This is a genomic window from Agrilactobacillus fermenti (assembly GCF_021030645.1).
Classification (GTDB): Bacteria; Bacillota; Bacilli; order Lactobacillales; family Lactobacillaceae; genus Agrilactobacillus; species Agrilactobacillus fermenti.
On record NZ_JACGCJ010000008.1, the window covers coordinates 1 to 24,726 of the forward strand.

Annotated in this window: 18 protein-coding genes; 15 read left to right on the top strand and 3 right to left on the bottom strand. The window is 40.7% G+C overall.

Annotated features, from left to right (window positions below):
- Nucleotides 1–342: 342 nt before the first annotated feature.
- Nucleotides 343–1,764 carry an O-antigen ligase family protein gene (locus FHQ08_RS03890; protein ID WP_230913086.1) on the bottom strand — a complete coding sequence of 474 codons (1,422 nt, stop codon included), beginning with the start codon at nucleotides 1,762–1,764 and terminating at the stop codon, nucleotides 343–345.
- Nucleotides 1,765–1,884: 120 nt separating this feature from the next.
- Here FHQ08_RS03890 and FHQ08_RS03895 point away from each other — a divergent pair, with 120 nt between their 5' ends.
- The 4 genes from FHQ08_RS03895 to rplI all read left to right on the top strand — a co-directional run bounded on the left by FHQ08_RS03895 (nucleotide 1,885) and on the right by rplI (nucleotide 6,805).
- Nucleotides 1,885–2,757: a diacylglycerol/lipid kinase family protein gene (locus tag FHQ08_RS03895; RefSeq protein ID WP_230913087.1), complete on the top strand. Its 873-nt coding sequence runs from the start codon at nucleotides 1,885–1,887 to the stop codon at nucleotides 2,755–2,757.
- A gap of 79 nt (nucleotides 2,758–2,836) precedes the next feature.
- Complete coding sequence (locus FHQ08_RS03900) at nucleotides 2,837–3,856, top strand: DUF916 and DUF3324 domain-containing protein (RefSeq protein ID WP_230913088.1); 1,020 nt, start codon at nucleotides 2,837–2,839, stop codon at nucleotides 3,854–3,856.
- 290 nt (nucleotides 3,857–4,146) lie between these two features.
- Complete coding sequence (locus tag FHQ08_RS03905; protein WP_230913089.1) at nucleotides 4,147–6,153, top strand: DHH family phosphoesterase; 2,007 nt, start codon at nucleotides 4,147–4,149, stop codon at nucleotides 6,151–6,153.
- Between the two features lie 196 nt (nucleotides 6,154–6,349).
- Nucleotides 6,350–6,805: a 50S ribosomal protein L9 gene (rplI, locus tag FHQ08_RS03910; protein WP_230913090.1), complete on the top strand. Its 456-nt coding sequence runs from the start codon at nucleotides 6,350–6,352 to the stop codon at nucleotides 6,803–6,805.
- A gap of 117 nt (nucleotides 6,806–6,922) precedes the next feature.
- On the opposite strand, the gene FHQ08_RS03915 is transcribed toward rplI, so the two are convergent.
- Entirely contained in the window at nucleotides 6,923–10,981 is a 4,059-nt protein-coding gene (locus tag FHQ08_RS03915; RefSeq protein WP_230913091.1) for a hypothetical protein, read from the bottom strand.
- Between the two features lie 358 nt (nucleotides 10,982–11,339).
- On the opposite strand from FHQ08_RS03915, the gene dnaB reads away from it, so the two are divergent.
- The 3 genes from dnaB (at nucleotide 11,340) to FHQ08_RS03930 (ending at nucleotide 15,656) form a co-directional block, all read left to right on the top strand.
- Nucleotides 11,340–12,740 carry a replicative DNA helicase gene (gene dnaB, locus FHQ08_RS03920; protein WP_230913092.1) on the top strand — a complete coding sequence of 467 codons (1,401 nt, stop codon included), beginning with the start codon at nucleotides 11,340–11,342 and terminating at the stop codon, nucleotides 12,738–12,740.
- 29 nt (nucleotides 12,741–12,769) lie between these two features.
- Nucleotides 12,770–13,936 carry a hypothetical protein gene (locus FHQ08_RS03925; protein ID WP_230913093.1) on the top strand — a complete coding sequence of 389 codons (1,167 nt, stop codon included), beginning with the start codon at nucleotides 12,770–12,772 and terminating at the stop codon, nucleotides 13,934–13,936.
- Between the two features lie 430 nt (nucleotides 13,937–14,366).
- Entirely contained in the window at nucleotides 14,367–15,656 is a 1,290-nt protein-coding gene (locus FHQ08_RS03930) for an adenylosuccinate synthase (RefSeq protein ID WP_230913094.1), read from the top strand.
- A gap of 180 nt (nucleotides 15,657–15,836) precedes the next feature.
- Here the strand turns inward: FHQ08_RS03930 and FHQ08_RS03935 are convergent, their stop codons facing one another.
- The gene (locus tag FHQ08_RS03935) at nucleotides 15,837–17,015 is read right to left on the bottom strand and encodes a cation:proton antiporter (protein WP_230913095.1); all 1,179 of its coding nucleotides are present in this window, start codon (nucleotides 17,013–17,015) and stop codon (nucleotides 15,837–15,839) included.
- A gap of 159 nt (nucleotides 17,016–17,174) precedes the next feature.
- Here FHQ08_RS03935 and FHQ08_RS03940 point away from each other — a divergent pair, with 159 nt between their 5' ends.
- From FHQ08_RS03940 to FHQ08_RS03975, 8 genes are all read left to right on the top strand, one after another.
- Nucleotides 17,175–18,368 (top strand): NAD(P)/FAD-dependent oxidoreductase, encoded by a 1,194-nt coding sequence (locus FHQ08_RS03940; protein WP_230913096.1) that lies wholly within the window; start codon nucleotides 17,175–17,177, stop codon nucleotides 18,366–18,368.
- Nucleotides 18,369–18,834: 466 nt separating this feature from the next.
- The gene (locus FHQ08_RS03945) at nucleotides 18,835–19,908 is read left to right on the top strand and encodes a phosphomevalonate kinase (protein WP_230913097.1); all 1,074 of its coding nucleotides are present in this window, start codon (nucleotides 18,835–18,837) and stop codon (nucleotides 19,906–19,908) included.
- Between the two features lie 132 nt (nucleotides 19,909–20,040).
- On the top strand, nucleotides 20,041–20,841 hold the full coding sequence (locus FHQ08_RS03950) for a collagen-like triple helix repeat-containing protein (protein ID WP_230913098.1): 801 nt from the start codon (nucleotides 20,041–20,043) through the stop codon (nucleotides 20,839–20,841).
- Nucleotides 20,842–20,861: 20 nt separating this feature from the next.
- On the top strand, nucleotides 20,862–21,494 hold the full coding sequence (locus FHQ08_RS03955) for a class D sortase (RefSeq protein WP_230913099.1): 633 nt from the start codon (nucleotides 20,862–20,864) through the stop codon (nucleotides 21,492–21,494).
- Between the two features lie 13 nt (nucleotides 21,495–21,507).
- Nucleotides 21,508–22,356, top strand: coding sequence for a hypothetical protein (locus FHQ08_RS03960; RefSeq protein WP_230913100.1), 849 nt, complete (start codon nucleotides 21,508–21,510; stop codon nucleotides 22,354–22,356).
- A gap of 5 nt (nucleotides 22,357–22,361) precedes the next feature.
- Entirely contained in the window at nucleotides 22,362–23,126 is a 765-nt protein-coding gene (locus FHQ08_RS03965; RefSeq protein ID WP_230913101.1) for a YveK family protein, read from the top strand.
- Between the two features lie 14 nt (nucleotides 23,127–23,140).
- Nucleotides 23,141–23,869, top strand: a complete 729-nt coding sequence (locus tag FHQ08_RS03970; protein WP_230913102.1) for a CpsD/CapB family tyrosine-protein kinase — start codon at nucleotides 23,141–23,143, stop codon at nucleotides 23,867–23,869.
- A complete protein-coding gene (locus FHQ08_RS03975; protein ID WP_230913103.1) occupies nucleotides 23,866–24,651 on the top strand; it encodes a tyrosine-protein phosphatase in 786 nt (261 codons plus the stop codon). Before FHQ08_RS03970 ends, FHQ08_RS03975 begins: the two co-directional genes overlap by 4 nt.
- The last annotated feature ends 75 nt before the right edge of the window (nucleotides 24,652–24,726 follow it).

Below are 24,726 nucleotides of genomic sequence, written 5' to 3' on the forward strand. Positions count from 1 at the left end.
GTATTTGAGTTACCCTAATTTCACCCCCATGGGGGTGAAGCATACTCAAGTGACGCAAACCTTATACAATAGACATTGATTCATTAACAGATGATTTAGTTGGAATTAACACTTGACTAATCGTAGGAATAGAGTGAGACAAAAGGCGGCCAGCGCCTGAGCACCAACGAGAATTACGAGAAATGGTGGACTTTCCATTTGAGTCATTCGTCGTTGAGTGAGGGCGTTGCCTTTTGGAACACGTTTAAGCAATAAATATTCGTAATTAACAAGTGGCTGAAAACAAAACGTTAGTTTTGTCTCAGCCACTATTTGATTACATTAAAGTTGTATTATGGATATTTACTTAGAATGATCTTCTTTTGGATCTGGCGCATCGTCTGCTGTCTTATTTTTCGATTGTTCCGCTTTTTTCAAGTCATCTCGATTGATCGTTTTGAAATAAGAATCGGCTTTGAATTTAATATCAGATGGTAAAGACTGTAATGGTTCTGGTGAATTTGTATCTGTTTGGGTTGGTGTTTCAGCAGTTGGTTCATTTGTAGGATCAGGGGCAGTTTCAGCTGATACTGCAGATGTTTCAAGTTCGGGATTAAGTGCGCCCTTTAATTGTGGTAAATAGGCAAATGGGGTGAAGAGTAAGAAGTTATAAGTGAATTCATAAAAATGCTGATCCACAAAACTGCTGAGGGCGATGAGTAACATGATAAAGCCAAATAGATAATGTTGTTGTTTTAGAAATGCCCGTGTCTTCCAAGTATAGAGCAGTAAAATAATGACGAAAAGAACTATACCGTAACATAACAGCATGCGCACGTAAGAGGAATCTAAGACGAAATAATTAATTGTGCCGTTACCGCGAGCTGCTTCATAACCCTTTACAGTCCCCCAACCTTGCATGGGGATATACTTACCAAAAGGGGATAAGCCATAATTGGTAAAGCCAATTTTACCGTAAACTAAACGTCCAGAAAGTAGGCGGTTGGCAGTGTCAAAAAATTTGCTATTCGGGTGTGATAAATAAGTCAAGACATTTATCAAAATTGCTAGAATGGGAATTGCTAGCCAGCTAATAGAAAGCAGCTTATTCATGATTTTGCGCGTCACTTTAAATTGTAATAACGCGGCACCAATGATGAGCAATACCATCAAAGCCGCATCGGTTCTAGTATCAGTGAAATAATAGATGACGCCAGTGGCAATTATAAATGCCAGGTAGTCATAAACTTTTAATTTACCTTTTTTGTAGTAAGTGTACCCGGCCGCTAGATAGAATAGATGAGCGGCAAAGTCAGTCCGATAAATAATCCCAAAGGAATGTAGTAATTTACCGTTGGCACCCGTTCGACTGTAAGTTAGATCAGGAATCAAACCAAACATAGAAGCTAAAAAAGCGATAATCATTAAGGCCGCACTAGTTATCAAGATCCATTTTAAAATTTTATGAAAGTCAATTTGACGTGCACCGATAATACCCAAACAAATAAAAATAGTTAGTGCATAGTGTGAAGCAAAAAATACAATTACAGAGACAACAAAAAATAAAATGGCAAAAATAGCAGACTGCTTGGTATAGTGATCAAAAATAATTGCTTTAGCCCCAACACAGAAACCAAATAAAACTAATAATTGCGTGTCTAAAACAGGCATTGAATCTACAAAAGTTGTGGTTTGCAGGAAATTATAGATAAAATAGAGTATAAATGGGATGAAAAATAGATTATTGCGGATTTTTAAATCTAGAGCTGGTTTTGTTTTTGTCATTTTTAACGTCCATTCCCTAAGATAGTTAGTTAGGTTAATTTTACAACTCCTGTTATCTTTTTTGAAGTCTATCCCCACAAAGAATCACTGCATTTTAGTTCACGATGGAGGTGATTGATAATGACCTATTTGGTTTTTTATAATCCTAATGCTGGTAACACTGAGATTAAAGTAATTGCACAGAAAGTTAAGGCGGCTTTAGAACAACAGAAAATTAATGTTGTATTTGTAGTTGGTCAAGATGCTGACGATGCCTTACAACAATTAGAACGTGCGATTCCAGAGGCAGCTGCGCTAATTTGTATTGGCGGTGATGGCAGTATCAATTTAGCAATGACAGCAATTTTAAAAACAAAGACCAAGATTAAAGTTGGCATTATTCCTGGGGGCACAGTTAATAATTTTACAAAGGCGTTAGGCATTCCTCAGGATATTGACGATGCGATTCATACCTTGATCACCGGAAAAACTCGTCAGGTAGATCTGGGTCAGTGCAATGAACAGGCAGTTGTTAGTTCGTTGGTTTTTGGGACATTAGCAGATATTTCTAATAATGTCCGTCAAGAAGAAAAACGACGCTTTGGTAAATTTATTTACGTGATGAAGGGGCTTAAAGGCTTATTGAGTCAGCATGCCTATCGCATAGCTTTAACTCGAAATAATCAAACAATGCATTACAAGATTTGGACTTGTTTGATTACGACGAGTAACTATATTGCTGGCTATCAGTATTTAGCTAAAGATACATCTAATTTCAAAATAATGATGCTCCACAATTTTGCTTTTACAAAGATTCCCGCCTATATTTACTATCTTTTTACTGGCCGTTTGAAAGAGATGAAGGGGACAACTGTTTTCACAGCCGATCAATTGAAGTTTACGGTAGATGATGATACCCAGATTCGGGTCAGAATTGATGGAGATGCAGCGATGACATTGCCAATTAACTTGGTCTTTTATCCCAAGGTTGTATATGTAATCACGCCTAAATAAATGAAAAAGGATCGATTTAAAGAGGTTTAAAGTTGTATATCTTTAGAAAACGTTTTACATTTAGGTAGAGGTGATCTAAATGAAAAAGCAACGATATTTCTACCTTATATTTATTTTATTATTCAGTTTTTTTGGGTTAGTTTCAGAAACGCAGGCGGCAGATAAGGGTGCTGGTTACACTATTGCACCGGTCTATCCAGAGAATCAAGTCGATCAGCATTTAGGCTATTTTTCATTGAAAGTGACGCCTGGACAAAGGGGACAGTTAGCCGTATTGGTGCAAAATTTGAGTGCTACGAAAACCAAGAAGATTTTAGTGAAACCAACGGCTGCAACGACTACGGATCAAGGACAGATCAATTATAGTCCGAGTAATAAAAAGAAAGATTCATCGGCAACGTATATTTTGCCAGAATTATTTTCGAAGCAAGTCACCGTTAGTGTTGCACCTAAAACCAGCCGAGAAGTAACTTTTGAGTATCAAATACCTCAAAATGGGTTTAAAGGTCAAATATTAGGGGCTATTTATGCACTGGATCAGACAAGTTCTAGTAATCAAAACAAATCACAATTCGGGATTAATTCCAAATTTGCAATGGTTGTTGGCGTGCAATTAAGTCAAGATCCGAGTAAAAAAGTTGCGCCTAAGCTTAATTTAAGGACTGTTAAACCGGCTATTCAAAATGGGAATGCAACGATCCAATTGAATATTCAGAATAGTCAGCCGATATTATTTGGTAAACTTAGTTTGAATGCACAAATCAAAAAACTCGGACAGCAGCAGGTCATTTTGAAGCGCAAAGTCAGCAATTATCAAATGGCACCAAATACAAACTTTAATTTTAATATTGATGCGCCAAAATCCAAGCTGACGGCTGGTAATTATACCGCTTTAGTAAATGCAAAGGCTGGCGACTATACGTGGCGCTTAAAACGGAACTTTACAATTTCTGATAATCAAGTGCATAAGCTGAATCAACCACAAACGCCGGCAAGAAACGGCAACATGATTTGGTATATTCTTTTAGCTGTATTATTGTTGCTAGTGATTATTGTGCTAAGCTTTGGTGCACGGACAAAACGGCGGAGACGGCACTAGTTTATGATGAATTCAAGGGTGTCAATTAAGCAAACAGAATAAAGTAAGATTAGCATTTTTATGACTGAGGCAGAATTCAAGTTTTGTCTCAGTCATTTTTAGGCTTAAAGGGATCCAAAATGCCCTTGCTTAATGCCTTTTATCGCACGTTTTTTTGACGCTATTTATGTTCTGGCTGTAATGGTGGCGTTTCACCTATCGAGTACTTTATGCTAAAATATGTCCATTAATTGTTTCTTAATATTTTTTCGTAAAAATACGCGGAAAATCACTAGAAATTGGAGTTTGATATGAAGAAATTCGCTTCAAAGTTTGAGATCCCTGGTATTTTTAGGGATCGCGATGTTAAGATCATGGGTATAATTATATTGGCAGTGGCGGTTATTGCGACCGTGCTAACACTGATTAAAAGTCTATTACTCGGCCTACTTTTGTTAGGTCTATTTGTGGTTCTTTTTGGGGCTATCTACTTCGGCAGTTTGCGGGTCAATAAACGGACCAATGAGTATGTTTCAAATTTGTCTTATCGGATCAAACGCGGGGAACAGGAAGCATTGATCAAGATGCCTATTGGTATCCTGCTATATGATGAAAACGAGCGTATTCAATGGGCTAATCCCTATATTCAACAATATTTGGGTGATGCTGAAATTTTAGGCCGAACCATTTCAGAAGTTGATGAAGAACTGGGTAAAATCGTTCAGACTAGCGAAACTTCTGAAGAGGTTCAAATTGTTCATTGGGGCGATAACCAGTTTGAAATCATCAGTCAAAAGAGCTTAGGGGTGGTCTATTTATTGGATATTACCCGCTATGCTAAAATTGAAGATCGCTATCAAGATGAACAGATCGTCATTGGACAGATTTTCGTCGACAACTACGATGAAGTAACTCAGTCGATGGATGATCAAGAAATTGCCAATTTGAATAATTATGTCACGAATAAATTAACTAGCTGGGCTAATGAGTTTCAGGCATTCTTAAAGCGTGTCGATGATGACCATTATATTTTGATCACCTACGCAAAATCTTTACGGGAAATGGAAGCTGATAAATTTAACTTTTTAGATGATATTCGCCAAGAAACGTCGCAAAAAAATTATCCTGTAACTTTAAGTTTAGGAATTGCTTATGGAGATCAAGATTTAGCGACTTTGGCAAATACGGCTCAAAATAATTTGGACCTGGCTCTGGGGCGTGGCGGGGACCAAGTTGTTGTCAAATCGCCTAATGAAGATGCCCGATTCTATGGTGGGAAGACCAACCCAATGGAAAAACGGACCCGGGTGCGGGCACGAATGATTGCCCAGGCGATCCAAGATATTTTCCGACAGGCGGATCAGATTTTTGTGATGGGGCATGCCGCACCAGACATGGATGCTATGGGTGCAGCCATGGGCATTCGTCGAATCGCCCAGATGAATGATAAGCTGTGTCATATCGTGGTCAATCCAGCCAATGTGCATACGGATGTGAAGCGGCTGCTAAGTGATATGGCTGACTTCCCTGAGATCGAACAAAGCTTGGTATCTCCAGAAGATGCGCTGACGATGACGACTGATCATAGTTTGCTGATCATGGTGGATCATTCCAAGCCGTCGATTTCTATTAGTCCAGAGCTTTATGAGCAGCTGCAGGCACGAACCATTATTATCGATCATCATCGCCGAGGCCAAGAGTTTCCCGAAAATCCGATGTTGGTCTATATTGAACCCTATGCCTCATCTACCTGTGAACTGATTACAGAGATGTTTGAATACCAGCCTCAGAATATGCCTTCGATCAATAAACTTGAAGCGACTGCGATGTTGGCTGGAATCACAGTCGATACCAAGTCGTTCTCGCTGCGTACAGGTACACGGACATTTGATGCAGCTAGTTATTTGCGTTCGGTGGGTGCCGATGGTGTCATGGTACAAAACTTGCTGAAAGAAAATGTGAATGATTTCATTCAACGGAACCACTTGATTGATACAGTAGAAATGATCGAGCCTAATATTGCTTTGTGTGTGGGGGAAGAGAATCAGACCTATGATCCCGTTACTGCGGCTCAAGCAGCGGATACATTATTATCACTATCTGGTATTGAAGCTTCTTTTGTGATTGTTGTCCGGCCTGATGGTAAAATTGGTATTTCCGCAAGAAGTAACGGTGAATTCAATGTCCAAGTAATCATGGAAAAAATGGGCGGCGGCGGACATTTATCCAATGCAGCGACTCAGATTGCTGAGAGTTCTATTGCTGATGTGCGTCAACAATTAATTGATATTTTGCACCAAGATGAATCTGAAAATTGATATAATAAAAACGAGCGGAGAGTGAGACAAAAGGCGGTTAGCGACCGAGCACTAACGAGAATCACACCAAATGGTGGACTTGCCATTTGGTGTGATCCGCAGTTAGGTGAGGGCGTTGCCTTTTGGCACACGTTTAAAATAAACGAGCGGGAACAAAATATTAGGTTTGTCCCAATCTCGTTAAGGAGGTCTTCATATGAAAGTCATTTTCCTAGAAGATGTACGGGGAAAAGGTAAACGTGGTGAAGTTAAAGAGGTACCTGATGGCTATGCCCAAAATTTCTTGATTAAACGCGGTAAAGCAAAGGCTGCGACAGCTCAAGCAATGAGTGAATTGAAGGGCAAGCAACACGCTGAAGAGAAGCAAAAAGCGGAAGAACTAGCTGAAGCACAGGATTTTAAAGCGAGACTTGAAGCTGATAAAACCGTGGTTCAGTTGCAATCTAAAGCAGGTGAAGATGGGCGCTTATTTGGTTCCGTGCCAAGTAAACAAATCGCTCAAGCGCTGGAAAAACAATATGGCATGCATGTTGATAAACGCAAAATTGACTTACCTGAGCCAATTCGTTCCTTAGGGTATACCAATGTGCCAGTCAAGCTTTTTCCTGGTGTGGAAGCTAAGATACGTGTGCATATCACTGAGCAAAAATAATAGTCGACCACAGCCTATTTGAAGTTAGGTTAGTTTAGGATTAAATATAAAAAACACACGCAAGATAAGTCTGAACTTAATGCTTGCGTGTGTTTTTATTGAGCAGAGCTTTAAGGGTCATTGAATCGCGTTAGTTAAGATCCAATCCATGGAGCCTTCGTACTTAGTTGATTTAAGTGTACTAGTTGGATCATAAGTAAACAGGAGCGGGCCCGGCTGATTTCTAGCTTGGTCTTCATCGGAACCGCGCCTTGTCGGAGAAGTATACCATTTACTAGACAAGTCGTAGGTGTAGACGGTATTGTCACCTGTGCCACTGGTAGACTTAGTATAGTCGGCGGCTGCTGCGGTTTGTGGCGTGAAGAAATCTTGAACGCTGCTATCAAGGAAAGTATAGAGTTGAACCGCACTATTTCCTACTTTATTTAAATTACTGTAGGTTAGTGAGAGGACATTACTATTTTGGATAGGCGTCGTGTTTGAAGCAGGTTTGAATGACTGATCGATCTTAGCACCTAAACTCCAAGTATTGTCATCATAGGGCTGGGACTTGACCGCCAAGGGATCCTGGGTTGGTTTGTCTCGAGGTGCGTATACATAGCGACCTGTTCCTGGTAAGGCTCGTAAACCAAAGTCAATCTGTTTAGGCGTGCTTAAACTTAAAGTTACTGGTGTGTAGTAGTAAGTTAAAACATAGTCACTCTTTGGTAGATTGAGGGTTAAGTCACCAGATTTGCTGAATTGATCAACATTGATCTGTTTGTCTTGCAGTGCGGAATCACTGATTGTCGTCCCATCTTTGAAAATAGCTTTGAAGTTGGGGTTATTAAGCACATCAGAACTATTGGCATGAATCTTGATATATTCAAGATGGAAATCCTGTTTCAATTGTTTGTATTGTGTCGCAAAGCGTTGATCATTTGCCAACTCATATTTATCGGGATCTAATTGAGGATCTGTATTATCACCGTGATCGCCAACAAAAACAGGACTGGTACTACGATCTAGCGGCTGACCATTGTTAAGTTGAAGATCGGCATATTGAGTACTGCCATGACCACCAACGATGGCTTTATCTCTAAGGGTAACTTTAGAATTGCTTCCAATAGAAATCGTATTACTTAAAACATTAGAAGCATCACCAAAGTTGTCAATTGCGCGAACTTCGACCTGATATTGGCCGGCATTGGCCCAGTTTAGAGGTAATCGCCATTCAATTGAGTGTTTGGTCCGATTAGTGTTCAAGTCACTACCCAAAGGGGCATCACTTTGCGCCATAGTGCCATCTGGAATTGGGTTATCCAACTGATCACTCCAAAGAAATGTTTGTTGCGACTTGGTGGCTGGCTGAGCCGTACTACTGCCCTTTTCATTGATATAGCCAGTGGCATCATAATTAGAAACTGTTTCTTGCTTCATATTATGCCATTTATCACTCGTTTGACCATAAGCAAATTGACTATTGAGACTATTCGTAGCCGGAAACGCCTGCCAAGAGCCAGGAACATCCCCGCTGGCAGTGATGCGGTATTGTAACCGTGCTTGCCAAGCATGAGGTGAATAAATCAAACCACGGAAATTAGTGGTCGCTTTAGTACCGCCAACAGCAGGTGTATTTGTCCATTTGATCGTCGGCGTTGCAACCTTCTGCTTTACAGTAATGTAACTGCCGTTGATCACGTTCCCATTTTGAACGGTTGCCGCATTATTAGTGCCCTTTGAAAAGTCATCATCTGAGCGGGCCTGACCATTGTAAAAGACTTTGACATCACGATTAAAGTGGGTATTCATAAAGGCATCAAATTCTTTAGGTTGAACGAAGCCATCATTATCTGGATTTTGCGCCGTTAATGGCAGTAGCATTGTACCTGTATCGTTTGTAATATCTGCCTTTTGGAAATAATCAATGACCCGGAAAAATCTAGACTGATTTTGACTGTCTGGTAAAACCGTCCCTTGACCAATGGTGCCGCTGGAATGCCAGCCATCAATGGCTATAAATGGTGTCTGCTTAGCATCGTAGTCCATATCGACCCGCCGATCAGAGAAATTCGGACCAGTCAGCGCCTTCATATAAGCAGGCGTTGTACTTGGAATCGGTGCGAATGTCCACTTTAAAGCATTGTCACTATTAGGTGTGCCGACTTGGGTAATTTCGGGAAATTCCTCGGTATCATCGGGATTAGAGCCATCGAAGACTTGGTCTTTGAGATTAAATGATTTGGTTGGATCATAGATGCCATTATCGCGGGGGTCATGATTTTGATCGATCGGTGAGAAGTAAGAACTCCAAGTGTAGAGGTCATTATTCTTTTTAACGGGAACTTTATGACCTGTGGCCCCTTTTCTAACTTGGGCGTAATACCAACCATTGGAATTATCTAACCAGGACGTTGCATTGGGCGCCAGCATATCTGACTGCATATAGGCGTTATAGTATTGATTCCAATGATTACCAGTATTTGGCGGTAAAGTACCCCGGGTTAAAACCTTGTTGGGCGAGTCATCAGCCGCCTTAAGATATTCTGCCTTTAGGGTCTTGTCTTTGAAGTAGGTCTTATTGGCGTTGATCTCAGCCGTACTCCAATTACCGGTGTAACGTGATAAATCAAACCAGCCATGTCCAGAAACAATCCCTGCCAAGTTAAAGCCGAGTATGAAGGATGAGGGCAAGACAACAGCTAAAGCTGCATCCCAAAATCCTTGCCAAGCAGCGGCCAAAGTTTTACCCCCGACCTTTAGCGCATTGTTTAAAATATTTAAGGCATTCTGAACGAAATCGAGAACTTTACCAACAAGTGGGACGCCACTATACTTTTTTAAAAACCCTTCAATGCTATTAATAATATTGCCGATGCCATTTAAAGTATCATCTGAAGGCATCCAGCGAACATTCGCTGCGTTGATAGAATCCCCGATACTCGTACCACCAATTGGAATGTAAATTTCTCTTGGGTCTTCAGCATCCACGGCAGCATATTGAGGATACATTTGTAGTGGGAACGAGAAAACCCCAAGATGCAAGCCACCTAGGAGTTGGTTAATACCAGAATAAATTGCCTGAACAACTGGTCCAATAATTGGAACGTTGGTAATAGCCGAATGACTTGGTAAAAAAGTCGAAGAGGAGCCAGTCGAGTTCCAATCACCACATTTTAGGAAGGCTGCTGCATCTACCCCTACCGGTAATTGGAGTTGAACCATGGAGCCATAATTGCCGCGGTTAAAATCTGAATACGAAAGTGCGCGACCCAAGCTAATATTGGCTGTTAATGGTAGGAAACCCGACATGATGATTCGACCGCCCCGATAAGGTGAGTTGGCATTCGTGCCCCGGGTATAACCGGTTCTAAATTCACCATCCCCGATATTTAGGGGACCCAAGTCTACCCCAGTGGCATATAAGATATGCATCCGAGATAGCCGGTCATAGGCATTATCGCCGTCCTGAATCCATGTATAGGGTAAGTATGATTTCTCTTCAGGCACATGTTTCATTGTGCGAACTGTGTTTAAGTAGACAGGGGCATAGCCAGTCGTAGGATCGACGGGTTCGCTGTAATCAACACTGTTGGGTTCAGAACCTGGATATTTACTCGAAGCTTTTAAGCCGCTTTTAGGTAAATATTCCGCGCCATAATTGACATCATTCCAAGTTGTGACCCCGGAAGATTTTGAATAATCATAATTAACTTTATTGTTGTTATCTGAGGCGTAGGTCATATTACTGGGACCTGTTGCTAATTTTAACTTACTGAAATTATTAACGGCAGCAAAGTTTGTATAGGCATCGGTCTGCTGTTTTTGAAGCTGCTGCATGCCTATTACCATTAGTAAGGCCACGAAAGGAATAGCTGCTTTCTTAAATTCTGGTTGTAAGGGGGTAGAATTTAAATTCTGCTGGATGTCATACCAACCAGATAAATAATTAGTCAAGATCGTCAAGTTATTCGAACTAGCTGCCTGATCAATCTTTTTGAGCAAAGTTGCTTGCCGTTGGGAAGCATTCAAGCCATTGTTTTGTTGAACGACTTGTTGGGCCAAATAAGCGGTACTGATCTTAGTGGGTGTCTGTGCTTGGACCTTATCATGATCATTGGTTCCGCCTATGGCCAACGCGAGTAAAAGCAATAAAAATAAGATAATAAACGTACGATGTTTTGAAGTTTGAGTCATGATTTGCCTTCTCTCCCTGATGCGCAATGACTGAAACAAAAAACGATATTCTAATATTTAGTATAATCTTATTTTTACCAAAATGAACATTGGTATATGAAATAAAATTTTTTATTAATATTTACTTTTATCATTGAAGTGTTCAAGCAAGCTGCACCAATGCACAAAAATTTTGCGTGATAAAGGGTGATGTTTTTTGCCACAGAATTTCGTGTAAATAAATTAGAGGCCGAAAATAAGTCGTTTTTTTGATAAGAGATCCAAGAACTTCAAAAATATCATTTTTGAGACAGTTGGTATAAAATAAAAAGATATTTAAGACCCTTTATGTTTTACTTAGTAGGAGAAATTTTTATCCATGGATAATGCACTATATGATCGGGTACCACCCCAAGATAACGAAGCAGAACAGTCTGTCTTAGGTGCAGTTTTCTTAAGCAGTGATGCTTTAGTTGAAGCAATGGAATATTTAGAACCAGAAGATTTTTATAAGAAAGCTCACCAATTGATCTTTCAAGCTATGATTGATCTGAATGATCGGAACGAAGCTATTGATACAGTAACTATCAAAAATATTTTAGATGGTAAAAATCAATTGGAAGATATTGGTGGTATTAGCTATTTAGCTGAATTGGCGATTGCTGTGCCCACCGCAGCTAATGTGACTTACTATGCGAAAATCGTGAAAGAAAAAGCGATGACGCGGCAATTGATCAATGTGGCGACTAAAATCGTCAGTAAGGGTTATGAGAACGAAGACGACGTTACCACGTTACTAGACGACGCTGAACGTGATATTTTGGCGGTTTCTGAGCAACGGGGTAATACTGGGTTTCAGTCGATCAGTGATGTTTTGCAAGAATCTTTAAAAAATATCGATAATCTTTCCCAAAATAATGATGATATTACCGGCCTACCAACAGGCTATCGGGAATTGGATAAGATTACTGCGGGCCTGCATGAGGATGAATTAATTATTTTGGCTGCTCGTCCAGGTGTGGGGAAAACTGCTTTTGCCTTGAATATTGCCCAAAATATTGGGACTAAAACGGATAACACCATTGCACTTTTTAGTCTGGAAATGGGGGCAGAACAGCTGGTCAATCGAATGCTGTGTGCCGAGGGCAGTATCGAATCGAACCATTTACGAACCGGTCAGTTGAATGATGAAGAATGGAATAACCTGATCGTTGCCATGGGAAGTTTATCTAAAGCATCGATCTATATCGACGATACGCCCGGAGTTAAAATGGCTGAGATACGGGCGAAGTGTCGGCGCTTAGCTAAAGAAAAGGGCAATCTGGGTTTGATCGTGATCGATTATTTACAGTTGATCGAAGGCAGCGGCCAAGAAAACCGGCAACAGGAAGTTTCGGCGATTTCACGGCAGCTCAAGAAATTGGCTAAGGAGCTGCATGTTCCTGTCATTGCGTTATCCCAGCTATCCCGTGGTGTAGAACAGCGCCAGGACAAACGGCCGGTATTATCAGATATTCGTGAATCCGGTTCTATTGAACAGGATGCCGATATTGTTGCGTTTTTATATCGGGAAGACTATTACCGCGATAGTGAAGAAGATAGTGATGACAATAGTTATACTCAAGCTTCTGAGCCGGTAAGCGACGAAGATCAAGATGTGGGTGAAGTGGAAGTTATTATTGAAAAGAACCGTAGTGGCGCTCGTGGCACGGTTAAATTATTGTTCATTAAGTCCTATAATAAGTTTTCGTCAATTGCTTATGGTCAAGAACCTGCTTGATCTTAAAATTATCGATAAGGGAGGCAATCATGTCAGATATCTTTTCAGAATTGGCTCAAGCCAAAGAAACCTTAGATTTGATCAATATTTACCAATTGGAAAGTGATGATTTTTATACTGGGACGGTTGTCGCTTTAGACGAAAATGGGGTTGTCTTAGCCACAGTAAATGAAAATGGCATTAAGGATGGCTTTGTTTTTATTCAATTACGGGCAATTGCTGAAGTTGAATCAGATAGTCCAGATCTGAGCAGTATGGCTTTTCGAATTAAAACCGTGGCGCAAGAGCATTTGTTGCAACCAAGCTTCTTGCACCGACATTTGAACTTTGATCCCTATGTGCCTTTACTGGACCAAGTGCTAGCTTTGGCCTATCAGGAAAAGCAATTGATCTTGCTGGCTTTAGCTGATGAAGATGATTATTACGAAGGTGTGATCCAGAGCCTAGGAGATACGTTAAAATTCGATTATTTTAATCGTTTCAACTATGCAAAGTCTAAAGCTATCACGATGGATACCATCACGATCGATGTGGTTGAATTTGGTGGTTTAGATTTATATCTGGGGCGGCAGTTATATGCGCAAAAACCGCAACACCAAAATTTGATTCGTATTAAGACTAGTGAACTCCTACCTACATTTTTGGAAAAAGCACGTCAAGATGCTATTTTAATTTCAATGCAGCCCAAAGATGTTACAAACAATTTTTTTGTAGGTTATGTGACGCGGCTTCTAGAAGATAGTGTTTTATTATCGCTACTTGATATGACCGGCCAATTTGGTGGTTATGTCCTGATCCGTCTCTCTGAAATCGCGGAGATCTCAGCTGTTTCGGATTATATTCATACCATTGGTTTTTATGAGCAGGCCAATAAAAAAAGAGGCTTGCTGGTTCAGCCGGTTTTAAAACAGCCCTGGCCAATTCACGAGGCGTTACTGTGGTCAAATATTATTTATTATGCGCAAACCAAGGGCCATCTTATTCGGATTCGTTATCACGGTGATGCTGAAAATAGTTACTTGGGTTATCCTAGTCAGTTTGATGGGACTCAATTTGAGTTACAGCTATTAGATGAACGTACTGAGCAGCCGGCACCTAGTACAGTGACCATCCGTTTAGAAGATTGTTTAGAAATTGCTTTTGATTATTTGAATAGTTATTTGTTAGAGGCCGAGTTCAGGCATCATAATGAATAAAATATGGAGCGATCAGCGCTTTTACCTAATGTTTCTTGTCAGGATTTAGCGGTTGATCGGTTTTTTGTGTCATTCGGGTTAGAGCTCCAAAGCTGACCAGCTTCACTCGCGCTTTAAATGCGCTCGTGGACCAATTTCATCCCACAACTACGAATGATTTGTGGGAAATGCACCCACTGTATCATTCTAGGTTGATGCTCGAAAACTACCCGATGATACTCGCACTCTGGATTTAAACGCGTTCCAAAGGGTAACTTCGTCACCTAACGTTAAATCTCTGGAATGGCTATCGCCATGTCTGCGCGATTTCCGTTAGTGCTCCGAAGCTGACCACCCTTTGTCACGCTCTGCTTTATTTGTGTTGTAAAAGTTGGTAGAATATACTTTGTATGTGTCAATTATCTATCTAAAATCTAAATGAGGTGTACATATGACATCTGTTGTTGTGGTAGGAACACAATGGGGCGATGAGGGTAAAGGGAAGATCACGGATTTCTTAAGTGAAGACGCTAATGTAATCGCGCGCTATCAAGGTGGCGATAACGCTGGGCATACCATTAAATCTGAGGGTCAAACTTATAAATTGCGGTTGATCCCTTCAGGTATTTTGTACTCAGATAAGCTGAGCGTCATTGGTAATGGTGTAGTCGTGAATCCTAAATCCATCGTCGAAGAACTTGCACGTTTGAAACAACAGGGTATTGAAGGTAAAAATTTACGTATTTCTGATCGTGCCCATGTGATTTTGCCATATCATATTGAATTGGATCGTTTACAAGAGGCTAGTAAGGGTGACCAAAAGATTGGGACCACGAACCGCGGCATTGGACCAGCTTATATGGACAAAGCAGCTCGAGTTGGCATTCGAATCGCGGACTTATTGGATAAAGAGATTTTTGCAGAACGCTTAAAATTCAATGTGGCCGAAAAAAATAAAGAGTTCGTTAAAATGTATGATGCCGAGCCATTAGACTATGACGAAATCTTAGAGGAATATTATGACTATGGGCAACAAATCAAGTCTTATGTGACAGATACATCGGTTGTACTAAACGATGCCATTGACAAACAGCAAAATGTTTTGTTTGAAGGTGCTCAAGGTGTCATGTTAGATATTGACCAAGGGACATATCCATTTGTAACATCTTCCAATCCTGCCGGTGGGGTAACTATTGGTAGTGGTGTTGGCGCTTCTAAAATTGATCGTGTCGTTGGCGTTGCCAAAGCTTACACTTCTCGTGTTGGTGATGGACCCTTCCCAACAGAACAGTTGAATGCAGAGGGCGATTATATCCGTGATGCTGGACATGAGTATGGGACTGTGACTAAGCGGCCTCGGCGAATTGGCTGGTTTGATACTGTCGTTTTACGGCATTCTAAGCGTGTGGCTGGTATTACAGATCTATGTTTGAATTCGATCGATGTTTTAACAGGACTCAAAACAGTTAAAATTTGTAAAGCCTATGAGCGTAATGGTGAAGAGATTTATCATTATCCAGCTAGTTTGAAAGAATTAGCACAATGCAAACCAATCTATGAAGAATTACCGGGTTGGGATGAAGATATCACTGGTGCTAAAACATTAGCTGATTTGCCAGAAAATGCGCGTAACTATGTCAAACGTATCGAAGAGTTGGTAGGTGTTCCCGTTGCCACTTTCTCTGTTGGCCCTGACCGCGAACAAACCAACATTTTATATAACGTGTGGGATCAAAAGTAAATTATAAATTATATAAAAAAATCCTTGAAATGATAATCAAGGATTTTTTTATACCTCTTTGTTAGTGCTCGGTCGTTAACCGCCTTTTGTCATCTATTTCTTAAACGTGTTCCAAAGGCAACGCCCTCACCTAACGACGAATCCCTCAAATGGCAAAACCACCATTTATCGTGATTCTTGTTAGTGCTCGGTCGTTAATCGCCTTTTGTCACACTCTTTTAAGTTAAGATAGTGTTTAATAACCATGGGTGAGATCAGGGTGGTTAATAAGATCACGATGATCAATGCGGAATAATAAGCTTCAGGAATTAAGTGTGCCTGTTGGCCGATTTGCGCCGTGATCAAAGCCATTTCCCCGCGCGAAATCATACCGGCTCCGATCATTAAACTGCTATTATGGTCAAAGCCAGTTAGATGTGCGCCTAAGCCACAGCCGTAGAGTTTGGTTAGGATAGCTAATATAGTCAATAAGATAATATAAAGCCCGGTTTTCCAGGTTAAGTCAAGCTGCATATTGAGGCCAATACTTACAAAAAAGAAGGGGATGAATAGTCCATAACCAATAGGTTCAATTTTAGCATCAATTTCTTTTTTAGCATCAGTTTGGGCAACGGCGACGCCAGCAAAAAAGGCACCGATCACATCACTTAAACCAACAATTTGAGCTAAGAAAGCCGTTCCCAGGCAAATAATTAAAGCGGTAATGATCGGGGCGGAATTCACACTCATGCGCAGACTCAAAGTCATCAGTAATGGCGCTAAATAGCGGACAAGGCATACAACACCGACAAAAAAAGCTAAGCTAAGTAATAAAATAAACCAGAGCGGTTGATCAGCATTTTTTCCAGCACCGCCCATAATGGCAATGGTCATACTTAATAAGAGAACACCGATAATATCATCGGCAACGGCCGCACCCAAGATTGTTGCACCTTCATTGGTATTGAGCGCCTTGTACTCTTTCAAAACATCAACGGAAATACTGACAGAAGTAGCTGAAAAAACAACGCCCACTAGTAATGATTCTTTTGCTGTGAAACCAAAAAAGTGATTGGCTAAACCCATCAAAACAACGGGAAAAATCACTCCAATGATGGCAACTGATAAGGCAGGTTTTAAAAATTTGAATAATTGCTGTAAGTCGCTCTCTAAGCCGGCGACAAACATTAAAATGATCACGCCGATTTCAGCAAAGGTCTGAATTAAATTAGTTGGCTGAATCAAATTTAAAACTGCGGGACCGAGGAGAATCCCGGCTAATAATTGACCGATCACGCTCGGTACGTTGATACGCTGAGCTAGCTGGGCTAAGAGCGTGGTTGTCGTTAAAATTAAAATTATGATACCAATGTATGCCATGATCGGCCTTCTTTCCATTAAAATACTCTCATTATAGACCATTTTACTTTGAAATTAACAGGTAATTTGGTACGCTTTATGAGCTGATACTTTGTGAAAATAAGCTTAATTGCTATAATTAAGTAAGGAATAAAATTAAGAACTAGGATGTGTAATAAAATGACTGATGTATTAATTTTAGGTGCGGGGTATGCTGGTATTCGGGCTGCCAAGACGTTGAGCAAGTTTGCACCCCAAAATACAACGATCACGTTGGTAGATAAGAATACGATCCATGCCGAAAAAACACAATTGCACGAAGTGGCTGCTGGAACGATGCCAGCCGATAAAATTACGTTTGATATTCGCAGCATTTTACCTAAGTCTGTGAATTTTGTTCAAGCTGAAGTCAAAAAGGTCAATGTTGATGCTAAAACAGTTGATTTTGTGGATCATGATACCATAGCCTATGATTATGTGGTTGTTGCATTAGGGTTCCGTTCAGAAAGTTTTGGTCTACCTGGTGCAGATGAAAATGCATTGCCATTGGAAGATATTCCTTCAGCTGAAAAGATCTTTGAAACGATCGAGGCACATGTGGCTAACTATGCGAAATCGCAAGATCGCAAAGATTTGAGTATTATTGTGGCTGGTGCCGGTTTTACTGGCATCGAGTTGCTTGGTGAATTGACACACACAGTGCCAAAATTACAAGCAAAATATAATACGCCAGATATTCAAGTGACTTCTATGGAAATGGCAACACGGATTTTACCAATGTTTGATGAGTCACTAGCTAATTATGCGATGGAATACTTACAAGATCACGGCATCAATATGATGACGGGGACTAAGATCACGAAAATCGAACCAAATGCAGTGGTTTATGGCGATGGTGAAAGTGAAAAGCGGGTCTACGGTAACACGATTATTTGGACTGTCGGTGTTTCTGGGAGTGACGTGATTGCTGAATCTGGCTTTGAACAAAGACGGAACCGAGTCGTTGTAACGGATAAATTGAATTTAAAGGAACATCCGGAAGTCTTTATTGTTGGTGATGTTTCTGCAGCAATGGATCCAAGCAGCAATCGACCTTATCCAACAACGGCACAGATTTCTACTCGGGAAGGTAACTTAGCCGCTAAAAATATTGCTTCTGCTATTCAAGGCGGTGCTTTGGAACCCTTTACCTATGAGTCGATCGGTACAGTTGCTTCTTTAGGTGGGGCAGACGGCATTGCCCAAGTTGGCGCTAAGCAACGCAAATATAAGGGTTTCATGGCTAAAGTCTTGAAGCGCGCCGTCGTTGATAAATCTTTATTTGAAGATGCAAACTTAAGTACGATGTTCAAAAAGGGACGTTGGCCACTTTAGAATTTAAAAGTATTGTCTAAATTTGATTGAGAGGATTGAAACAAGCTGCATTTTGTTTTGGTCCTTTTTGTGTGGAAAAATTTACCCATTACGTAAATCTAGGTTGCTGCTCCGGAATAAATCGGACCCACTCGCGCTCTAAACGCGCTCGTAAAGCTAACTTTGTCACCTAACCCTAATTGTTTGCTGAAGCTAGCACTTCATCGGCACAATTCGGGTTAGTGCTCCAAAGCTAAACAACTTCACTCACGCTCTAAACGCGCTCGTAAGGGTAACGACTTAACGACTTCACCTAACATCAAATGTCTCAAATGGGAAGTACACCATTTATCGCCATTCTTGTTAGTGCTCAGTCGCTGACCACCCTTTCTCGCGCTCTTGAATAAAAGTTGCATGGTAATCATTAAAATTGATAGAATATGATGGTGTTTGATTAAGTCATTAATTCTTTGAAGAAGGTTTTTGTTTGATTACAATCCAAGCGCCAGGCAAACTTTATATTGCCGGTGAATATGCAGTGGTAGAACCAGGGTATCCCGCAGTGATCGTTGCGTTGGATCAATTTGTGACTGTAACGATCGCAGAAAGCCGCGAAGTTGGCAGTATCGAATCAAAGCAATATCAAGAGAACTCCCTACTGTGGCGGCGCGATGGGGACGAGATGGTATTTGATAATCGTGACAATCCTTTTCATTATATTCTTTCAGCCATTCGAATCACGGAGCAATATGCTTTAGAAATGGGCAAGACCCTAAAGATTTTTAATTTAAAAATTAATTCTGAATTAGATGCTCAAGACGGTCGAAAATATGGTTTGGGTAGTTCCGCCGCAGTTACAGTGGGGACAATCAAAGCAATCAGCCAGTTCTATCAGCTAAATTTAGACAAAGATGCAATTTATAAATTAGCGGCTATCGCTCATTTGGATGTACAAGGCAATGGCTCGCTGGGTGATATCGCTGCCAGTGTTTATGGTGGTTGGATCGCTTATCGTTCCTTTAATCAAGATTGGTTGCGGATCAAGCGTAACGAAGCAACATTAACGGCTTTGCTAAAGATGGATTGGCCGGGACTGTCCGTTAAAATGTTGACACCGCCAGCGAATTTAAAGCTCTTAATTGGTTGGACGGGGTCGCCAGCCTCTACTTCACGGTTGGTCGATAAAATCACAGTTGCGACAGCTTCAAAACCAGAACTTTACCAACAGTTTCTTACAAATTCAAAGCGTTGTGTGGAACAGTTAATTGTCGGGTTCGAAACGAATGACCTTGGTTTGATTCAGCAGCAAATTAGAGCGAATCGACAAATATTACAGCAACTAGGTAAGATGAGTCATGTGGCTATTGAAACTCGGCTTTTGAAACAGATGTGTGATATTGCCGAGACACATCAGGGCGCGGCTAAAACATCTGGTGCTGGTGGGGGCGATTGTGGTATTGCCCTAGTAGACCAGACGCAGAAAGCTTATGAGGCGATTATTAATGCTTGGCAGGCAATAGGCGTAGAGCCGCTGAAGCTGAAAGTGCATCAAATCAGTTAAATTAAATAGAAATCATGCGACTCAAGAATCCTAGTTCTAAATTGAAATAGGATTCTTTTTCATATCTGGTGTATTTAAATTTCTTATTTTGCTATTATTAGTTATAAGTCTATAAATATGGGAGGATGGAATATGAAGAGATTTATGATGGGTTTTGTGCTGGCGGTAGTTGCTTGCATTAGTTTTGGGTTACTGAATGGGCAAGTATCGGCAGCCAGTAATAGCGCGGGCCAGTCGATTATCAAGAATTTAGAAAATGGTGCGAATGGTGGTAAGTTGAAGGTCAATGATTCTGATTTGAACCAAGTTAGAAATTACGTGAACAGTGGTAAAACCACAGTAACGCAAGATCAAGCTAACATTGCCAATAATGCGATCAACGAAGTACGTGGCATTGTTGAAAGTGCAGCACCCGATGCTAGAACTTATACGCAAGCTGTTGAAAAACTGAGTGCTGATCAAAAGACGCAGATCCGTAACATTGTCTATAAAGCAGCCCGAGCATTAGGCTTATCCGTAATGTTCAACCAAGGTACCGCGGGCAATAGTAGTAATGATACTACGGGTACAGGTGCGGATACTCCAAATGATACCGCTGGTAATGCAGCCAATGGCACACCTGGTGCTGATGGCACTAACGGTAGTAATGGCACGAATGGTAAGAATGGGACTAATGGCGTTGCCGGAGAAACTGGTGCCAATGGTGTTAACGGGACTAACGGAACTGATGGTAGTTTAATGCCGACATTAACTGATCGTGCGGGTAATGTGGTCTACCAACCAGCATCTCCCAATGGCAGTAACGGCACGGGCACTATTGTCAAACAAACGGGCAATGACTATCTTATTTCTATAATTAGTTTCTTAGCCATTTTGGCTGTTGCCGGATTGGGTTACGGGTTAATTAGAAAGAATCAGCGAGTTGATGCTTAATGCAACATGCTAAAAGGATAATGGCTTATTTCTATATGCCATTACTGTTTTTAGTTATTGGTTATGGCGTGTTCTTCTTAGCGGCTAGACCAATTTTGGATTTCGTACATAATACGGTGCATCTGATCACATTGGATCGACCGCCTAAATTTAGTGCTGAAAAAACCACGAAGTCCTTAAAATTGGTCACAGCAAATCAGCAGCAAACGTTAAAAATGGATCACCTAAAGTTACCTACTTATGGGGATCAGTTTGGCCAACTGACGATTCCAGCGGTTGGGCTAGAACAACCCCTGTACTTTGGCGATGGTGAGCAGCAATTAGCCAAGGGCGTGGGTATGTATAATGGCAGTCGCTTTCCCGGCGAACGTGGTACGACTTTGGTTGCTGGACATAATGTCACGGCGATGCACAACCTAAATCAGGTGCAAGTTGGCCAACAGATCGTGGTTCGGACCAGTTATGGCGTATATACTTATGGCGTTACTAAAAAGTTAGTGGCTAAATACAATGATGCGCAGGCCTTTGACTTAAGTGGTCGGCAGCCGAAACTAATTTTGTATACATGTTATCCGATCAATATGGTAGGTTTGACGCCAGATCGGTTAGTGGTCTATGGTTCTTTGCAATCTGGACCAATCATTAAAATGTAGGCGGCGTTAAAAAATGCAGCGAACCTTACGACATCTAGGGGAGGGAATCTTAGCCTTCGTCTTGACGTTCTTTTTATTCACATTTAGTGTCCTGACTATCGTTCAATTTACCTTGCTCAATCCTAAATTTATGCATCAACAAGTAGTTCATTCTGGTTATGTGTCAGCTGTAACATCAGAAGCCCATCAAAACATCTCAAATTTAGGTGCTGGCTCAGGTATTCCGAAAAAGGTTCTCAAAAGTGTGCCCAGCAAGTATAATGTTCAACAGGACATTAATACGTTCATCGATCGTGCTTATGCAGGTGCGGGTATTAAATTAGAGGCCACCCATATTAAAAAACAGTTACGCACTCAAGTTTATGCTTATGCCCGTATGAAGCATTTGCCACTGAATCAAACAACAAGACATGCTGTTGAACAGTATGTCAATAAATCCGTAGATCAATATGCCCAAAGTGTTCAGGTCCCTTACCTCATTCAAATTGGAAAAAATGTTCAAGCCATTAAGCAGTATGTATTACTTGGTTTATTAGGAACATTACTTCTTTGCTTGGTGTTAGGTTCTGTGTTAAAGAAACAAGTCAAACTGGCTCACCGCATGTGGCGTTATCTATCTTATTGTCTGACGGGCAATGGGCTAATGCTGATCATTGCGCCATACATGCTATTGGGCAGTCAAGTGATCGACCGCTTAGGCATCGGTACTAAAGGGCTGTATCGCTTAGTGACCACTTATTTACATACATTTGTCTGGATCTTTATCATTAGTGGACTCATCAGTTTGGCGTTTGGTTTGGGTTGCATTGTGATCAGTGAAGTACGACGAAAAAATAGAATTCATAGAAGTGAGGTATCTTAGGCAGCATGATAGACACAGTGATCAATGTAGAACAAATATTAGGCATCCTTAGGAAACGCATAAAAATAATCGTTATTTTTACCCTGTTAGGTGGGCTCATTGCAGGATTGGGAACGCACTTTTTGATTACACCAAAGTATATTGCTTCTTCAGAAGTGCTTGTTAATCGGAAATATAGTGATGACGCCAATGCTCAATTGAACCAGGCTCAAGCTGATATTCAAATGATCAGTACTTATAAGGATATTATTACCAACCCAATTATTTTGAATGACGTAGCTACTAATTTACATAAGAAAAATGATTTTCATGGTAGTGCGGGTGAACTGGGATCTATGATCAACGTGTCCAGTAAAAGAGACTCACAGGTGTTTTCTGTAAATGTTACTTCTGCGAATCCTTATCTGGCCTCTGATATTGCCAATGAAACAGTGACTGTTTTTCGGCATAAAATTAATAAAATTATGCGCGTTAACAATGTAACAATTATTTCTCGTGCGACACCGAATACGAACCCAGTTTCGCCAGCAATAAAAGAAAATATCGGTGTTGGCTTAATTATTGGTGTGATTTTAGGTGTTTTATTAGCTTTTCTGCGAGAGTATTTTGATAAGACGGTTAAGGATACCGCCTTTATTACGGATACATTGAAATTACCAAACTTGGGGATTGTCTTTGAAATTCCTGATACGGTTAAAAGCTATAAGCCGGAAGCTAGTATACCTACTGATCATAAGGCTGGATCCAAGGATAAACGAGTTAAGGAATAAAGGGCGGTGTAGATTTGAATAAGAAACATAAAGATAGCCCGGCACAAAGTGTTGGTGTTCAATTAATAACGATCGATGATCCTAAATCAACGATTGCTGAACAATTTCGTACGATTCGCACCAATGTGCAATTTTCACAGGTAGATCGCGACATTGATGCGATTATGGTAACTTCCGCAGAGATGTCAGAGGGTAAGTCAACGGTCAGTGCAAACTTGGCTGTTACTTGGGCCAATCAAGGCCAAAATACATTGTTAGTGGATGCTGATTTAAGGCGGCCAACAGTGCATCGTACTTTTAATGTATCCAATATGCACGGATTAACCACATTATTAATGTCCTCAGGCCCCTTTGATTATACGGAAACATTACATAGCACCCAGGTAGATAATTTATATGTGATGCCCTCAGGACCTATTCCACCAAATCCGTCAGAGTTACTGAATACCAAAAAAATGAATCAAGTGATCGCGGACTTAAAGAAGAACTTTGACTTTATCATTTTCGATGCCCCACCAGTCGGCTCGGTGACCGACGCTCAGATTTTAAGCACCAAGACCGATGGGACAATTATTGTCATCCCTCAAGGTAGAGCAAATAAAAGTGCTGTGGTTCACGCTAAAGAAGCTTTAGAGAATGTGCACGCCCAAATTTTAGGTGTCGTTATGAATCGGGTCGCTGATACTGGAGATAGTTATTACGGTGATTATTATGGGGGCTATTACGGGACTAGTGACAAATGATACTTGTGGATCTGCACTGTCATATTTTGCCCGGTGTTGATGATGGCGCTAAAACGCTAGCAGATTCAATCGCGTTAGCTAGAGTTGCTGTTTCTCAGGGAATCAAATATGTTCTCGTGACGCCGCATCATATGAATGGGATTTACATGAATCATCCCAAAGATGTACGTCAGTTGACAAATAAGTTGCAGAAAGCTTTAAATCAAGCTAATGTTCCGTTAAAATTGTTTCCAGGGCAAGAAGTTCATTTGACAGGGGACTTATTGACAGCGATTGACCGTGAAGATATTCTTTTTGCTGACGCAAATCACCATTATTTGATGTTAGAATTACCGCATGATTCTGTGCCAGATTATACGGTAAAAATGGTTGATGAATTATTGGCCCGAGAGATTGTGCCAGTGATCGTTCATCCTGAACGAAATCGTGGACTTTTAGAGAATCCTGATCAACTGTATGAGCTAGTTTCTCTGGGGTGTCTTACCCAATTAACAGCAAGTAGTTTTGTGGGTGTCTTTGGTAAAAAAATACAGCGATTCACAGAAAAGATTGTTAGAGCAAACTTGGGGTTTGTTTTCGCTTCAGATGCCCATAACTTACGAGGTAGAAATTATAAAATGACTGAAGCTTTTAAGAAGTTGAAGCAATTTGGTGGGAAATTAGCTGCTAAATATCAAGAAAATGCAGTCAGAATTATAAATGGCGAAAGTATTTTTTCTCCAGATATTTATCGAATTCGACAGCAAAAGAAATTTTGGTTTTTTAAAAAGCCAATATTATAGTTGATTGTAACTACGTAATTATTGAACATCAACATCGTCATAGAACATCGTTATTGTTTCAATGAGTTGGTGAAT

Bases quoted from the DNA above. Each gene is read 5' to 3' on its own strand.
- FHQ08_RS03960 (WP_230913100.1), top strand. From the start codon at position 21,508: ATGCAGCGAACCTTACGACATCTAGGGGAGGGAATCTTAGCCTTCGTC.
- rplI (WP_230913090.1), top strand. From the start codon at position 6,350: ATGAAAGTCATTTTCCTAGAAGATGTACGGGGAAAAGGTAAACGTGGT.
- FHQ08_RS03900 (WP_230913088.1), top strand. From the start codon at position 2,837: ATGAAAAAGCAACGATATTTCTACCTTATATTTATTTTATTATTCAGT.
- FHQ08_RS03925 (WP_230913093.1), top strand. From the start codon at position 12,770: ATGTCAGATATCTTTTCAGAATTGGCTCAAGCCAAAGAAACCTTAGAT.
- FHQ08_RS03940 (WP_230913096.1), top strand. From the start codon at position 17,175: ATGACTGATGTATTAATTTTAGGTGCGGGGTATGCTGGTATTCGGGCT.
- FHQ08_RS03890 (WP_230913086.1), bottom strand. From the start codon at position 1,764: ATGACAAAAACAAAACCAGCTCTAGATTTAAAAATCCGCAATAATCTA.
- FHQ08_RS03935 (WP_230913095.1), bottom strand. From the start codon at position 17,015: ATGGCATACATTGGTATCATAATTTTAATTTTAACGACAACCACGCTC.
- FHQ08_RS03975 (WP_230913103.1), top strand. From the start codon at position 23,866: ATGATACTTGTGGATCTGCACTGTCATATTTTGCCCGGTGTTGATGAT.
- FHQ08_RS03930 (WP_230913094.1), top strand. From the start codon at position 14,367: ATGACATCTGTTGTTGTGGTAGGAACACAATGGGGCGATGAGGGTAAA.
- FHQ08_RS03955 (WP_230913099.1), top strand. From the start codon at position 20,862: ATGGCTTATTTCTATATGCCATTACTGTTTTTAGTTATTGGTTATGGC.
- FHQ08_RS03895 (WP_230913087.1), top strand. From the start codon at position 1,885: ATGACCTATTTGGTTTTTTATAATCCTAATGCTGGTAACACTGAGATT.
- FHQ08_RS03905 (WP_230913089.1), top strand. From the start codon at position 4,147: ATGAAGAAATTCGCTTCAAAGTTTGAGATCCCTGGTATTTTTAGGGAT.
- FHQ08_RS03915 (WP_230913091.1), bottom strand. From the start codon at position 10,981: ATGACTCAAACTTCAAAACATCGTACGTTTATTATCTTATTTTTATTG.
- FHQ08_RS03965 (WP_230913101.1), top strand. From the start codon at position 22,362: ATGATAGACACAGTGATCAATGTAGAACAAATATTAGGCATCCTTAGG.
- dnaB (WP_230913092.1), top strand. From the start codon at position 11,340: ATGGATAATGCACTATATGATCGGGTACCACCCCAAGATAACGAAGCA.
- FHQ08_RS03950 (WP_230913098.1), top strand. From the start codon at position 20,041: ATGAAGAGATTTATGATGGGTTTTGTGCTGGCGGTAGTTGCTTGCATT.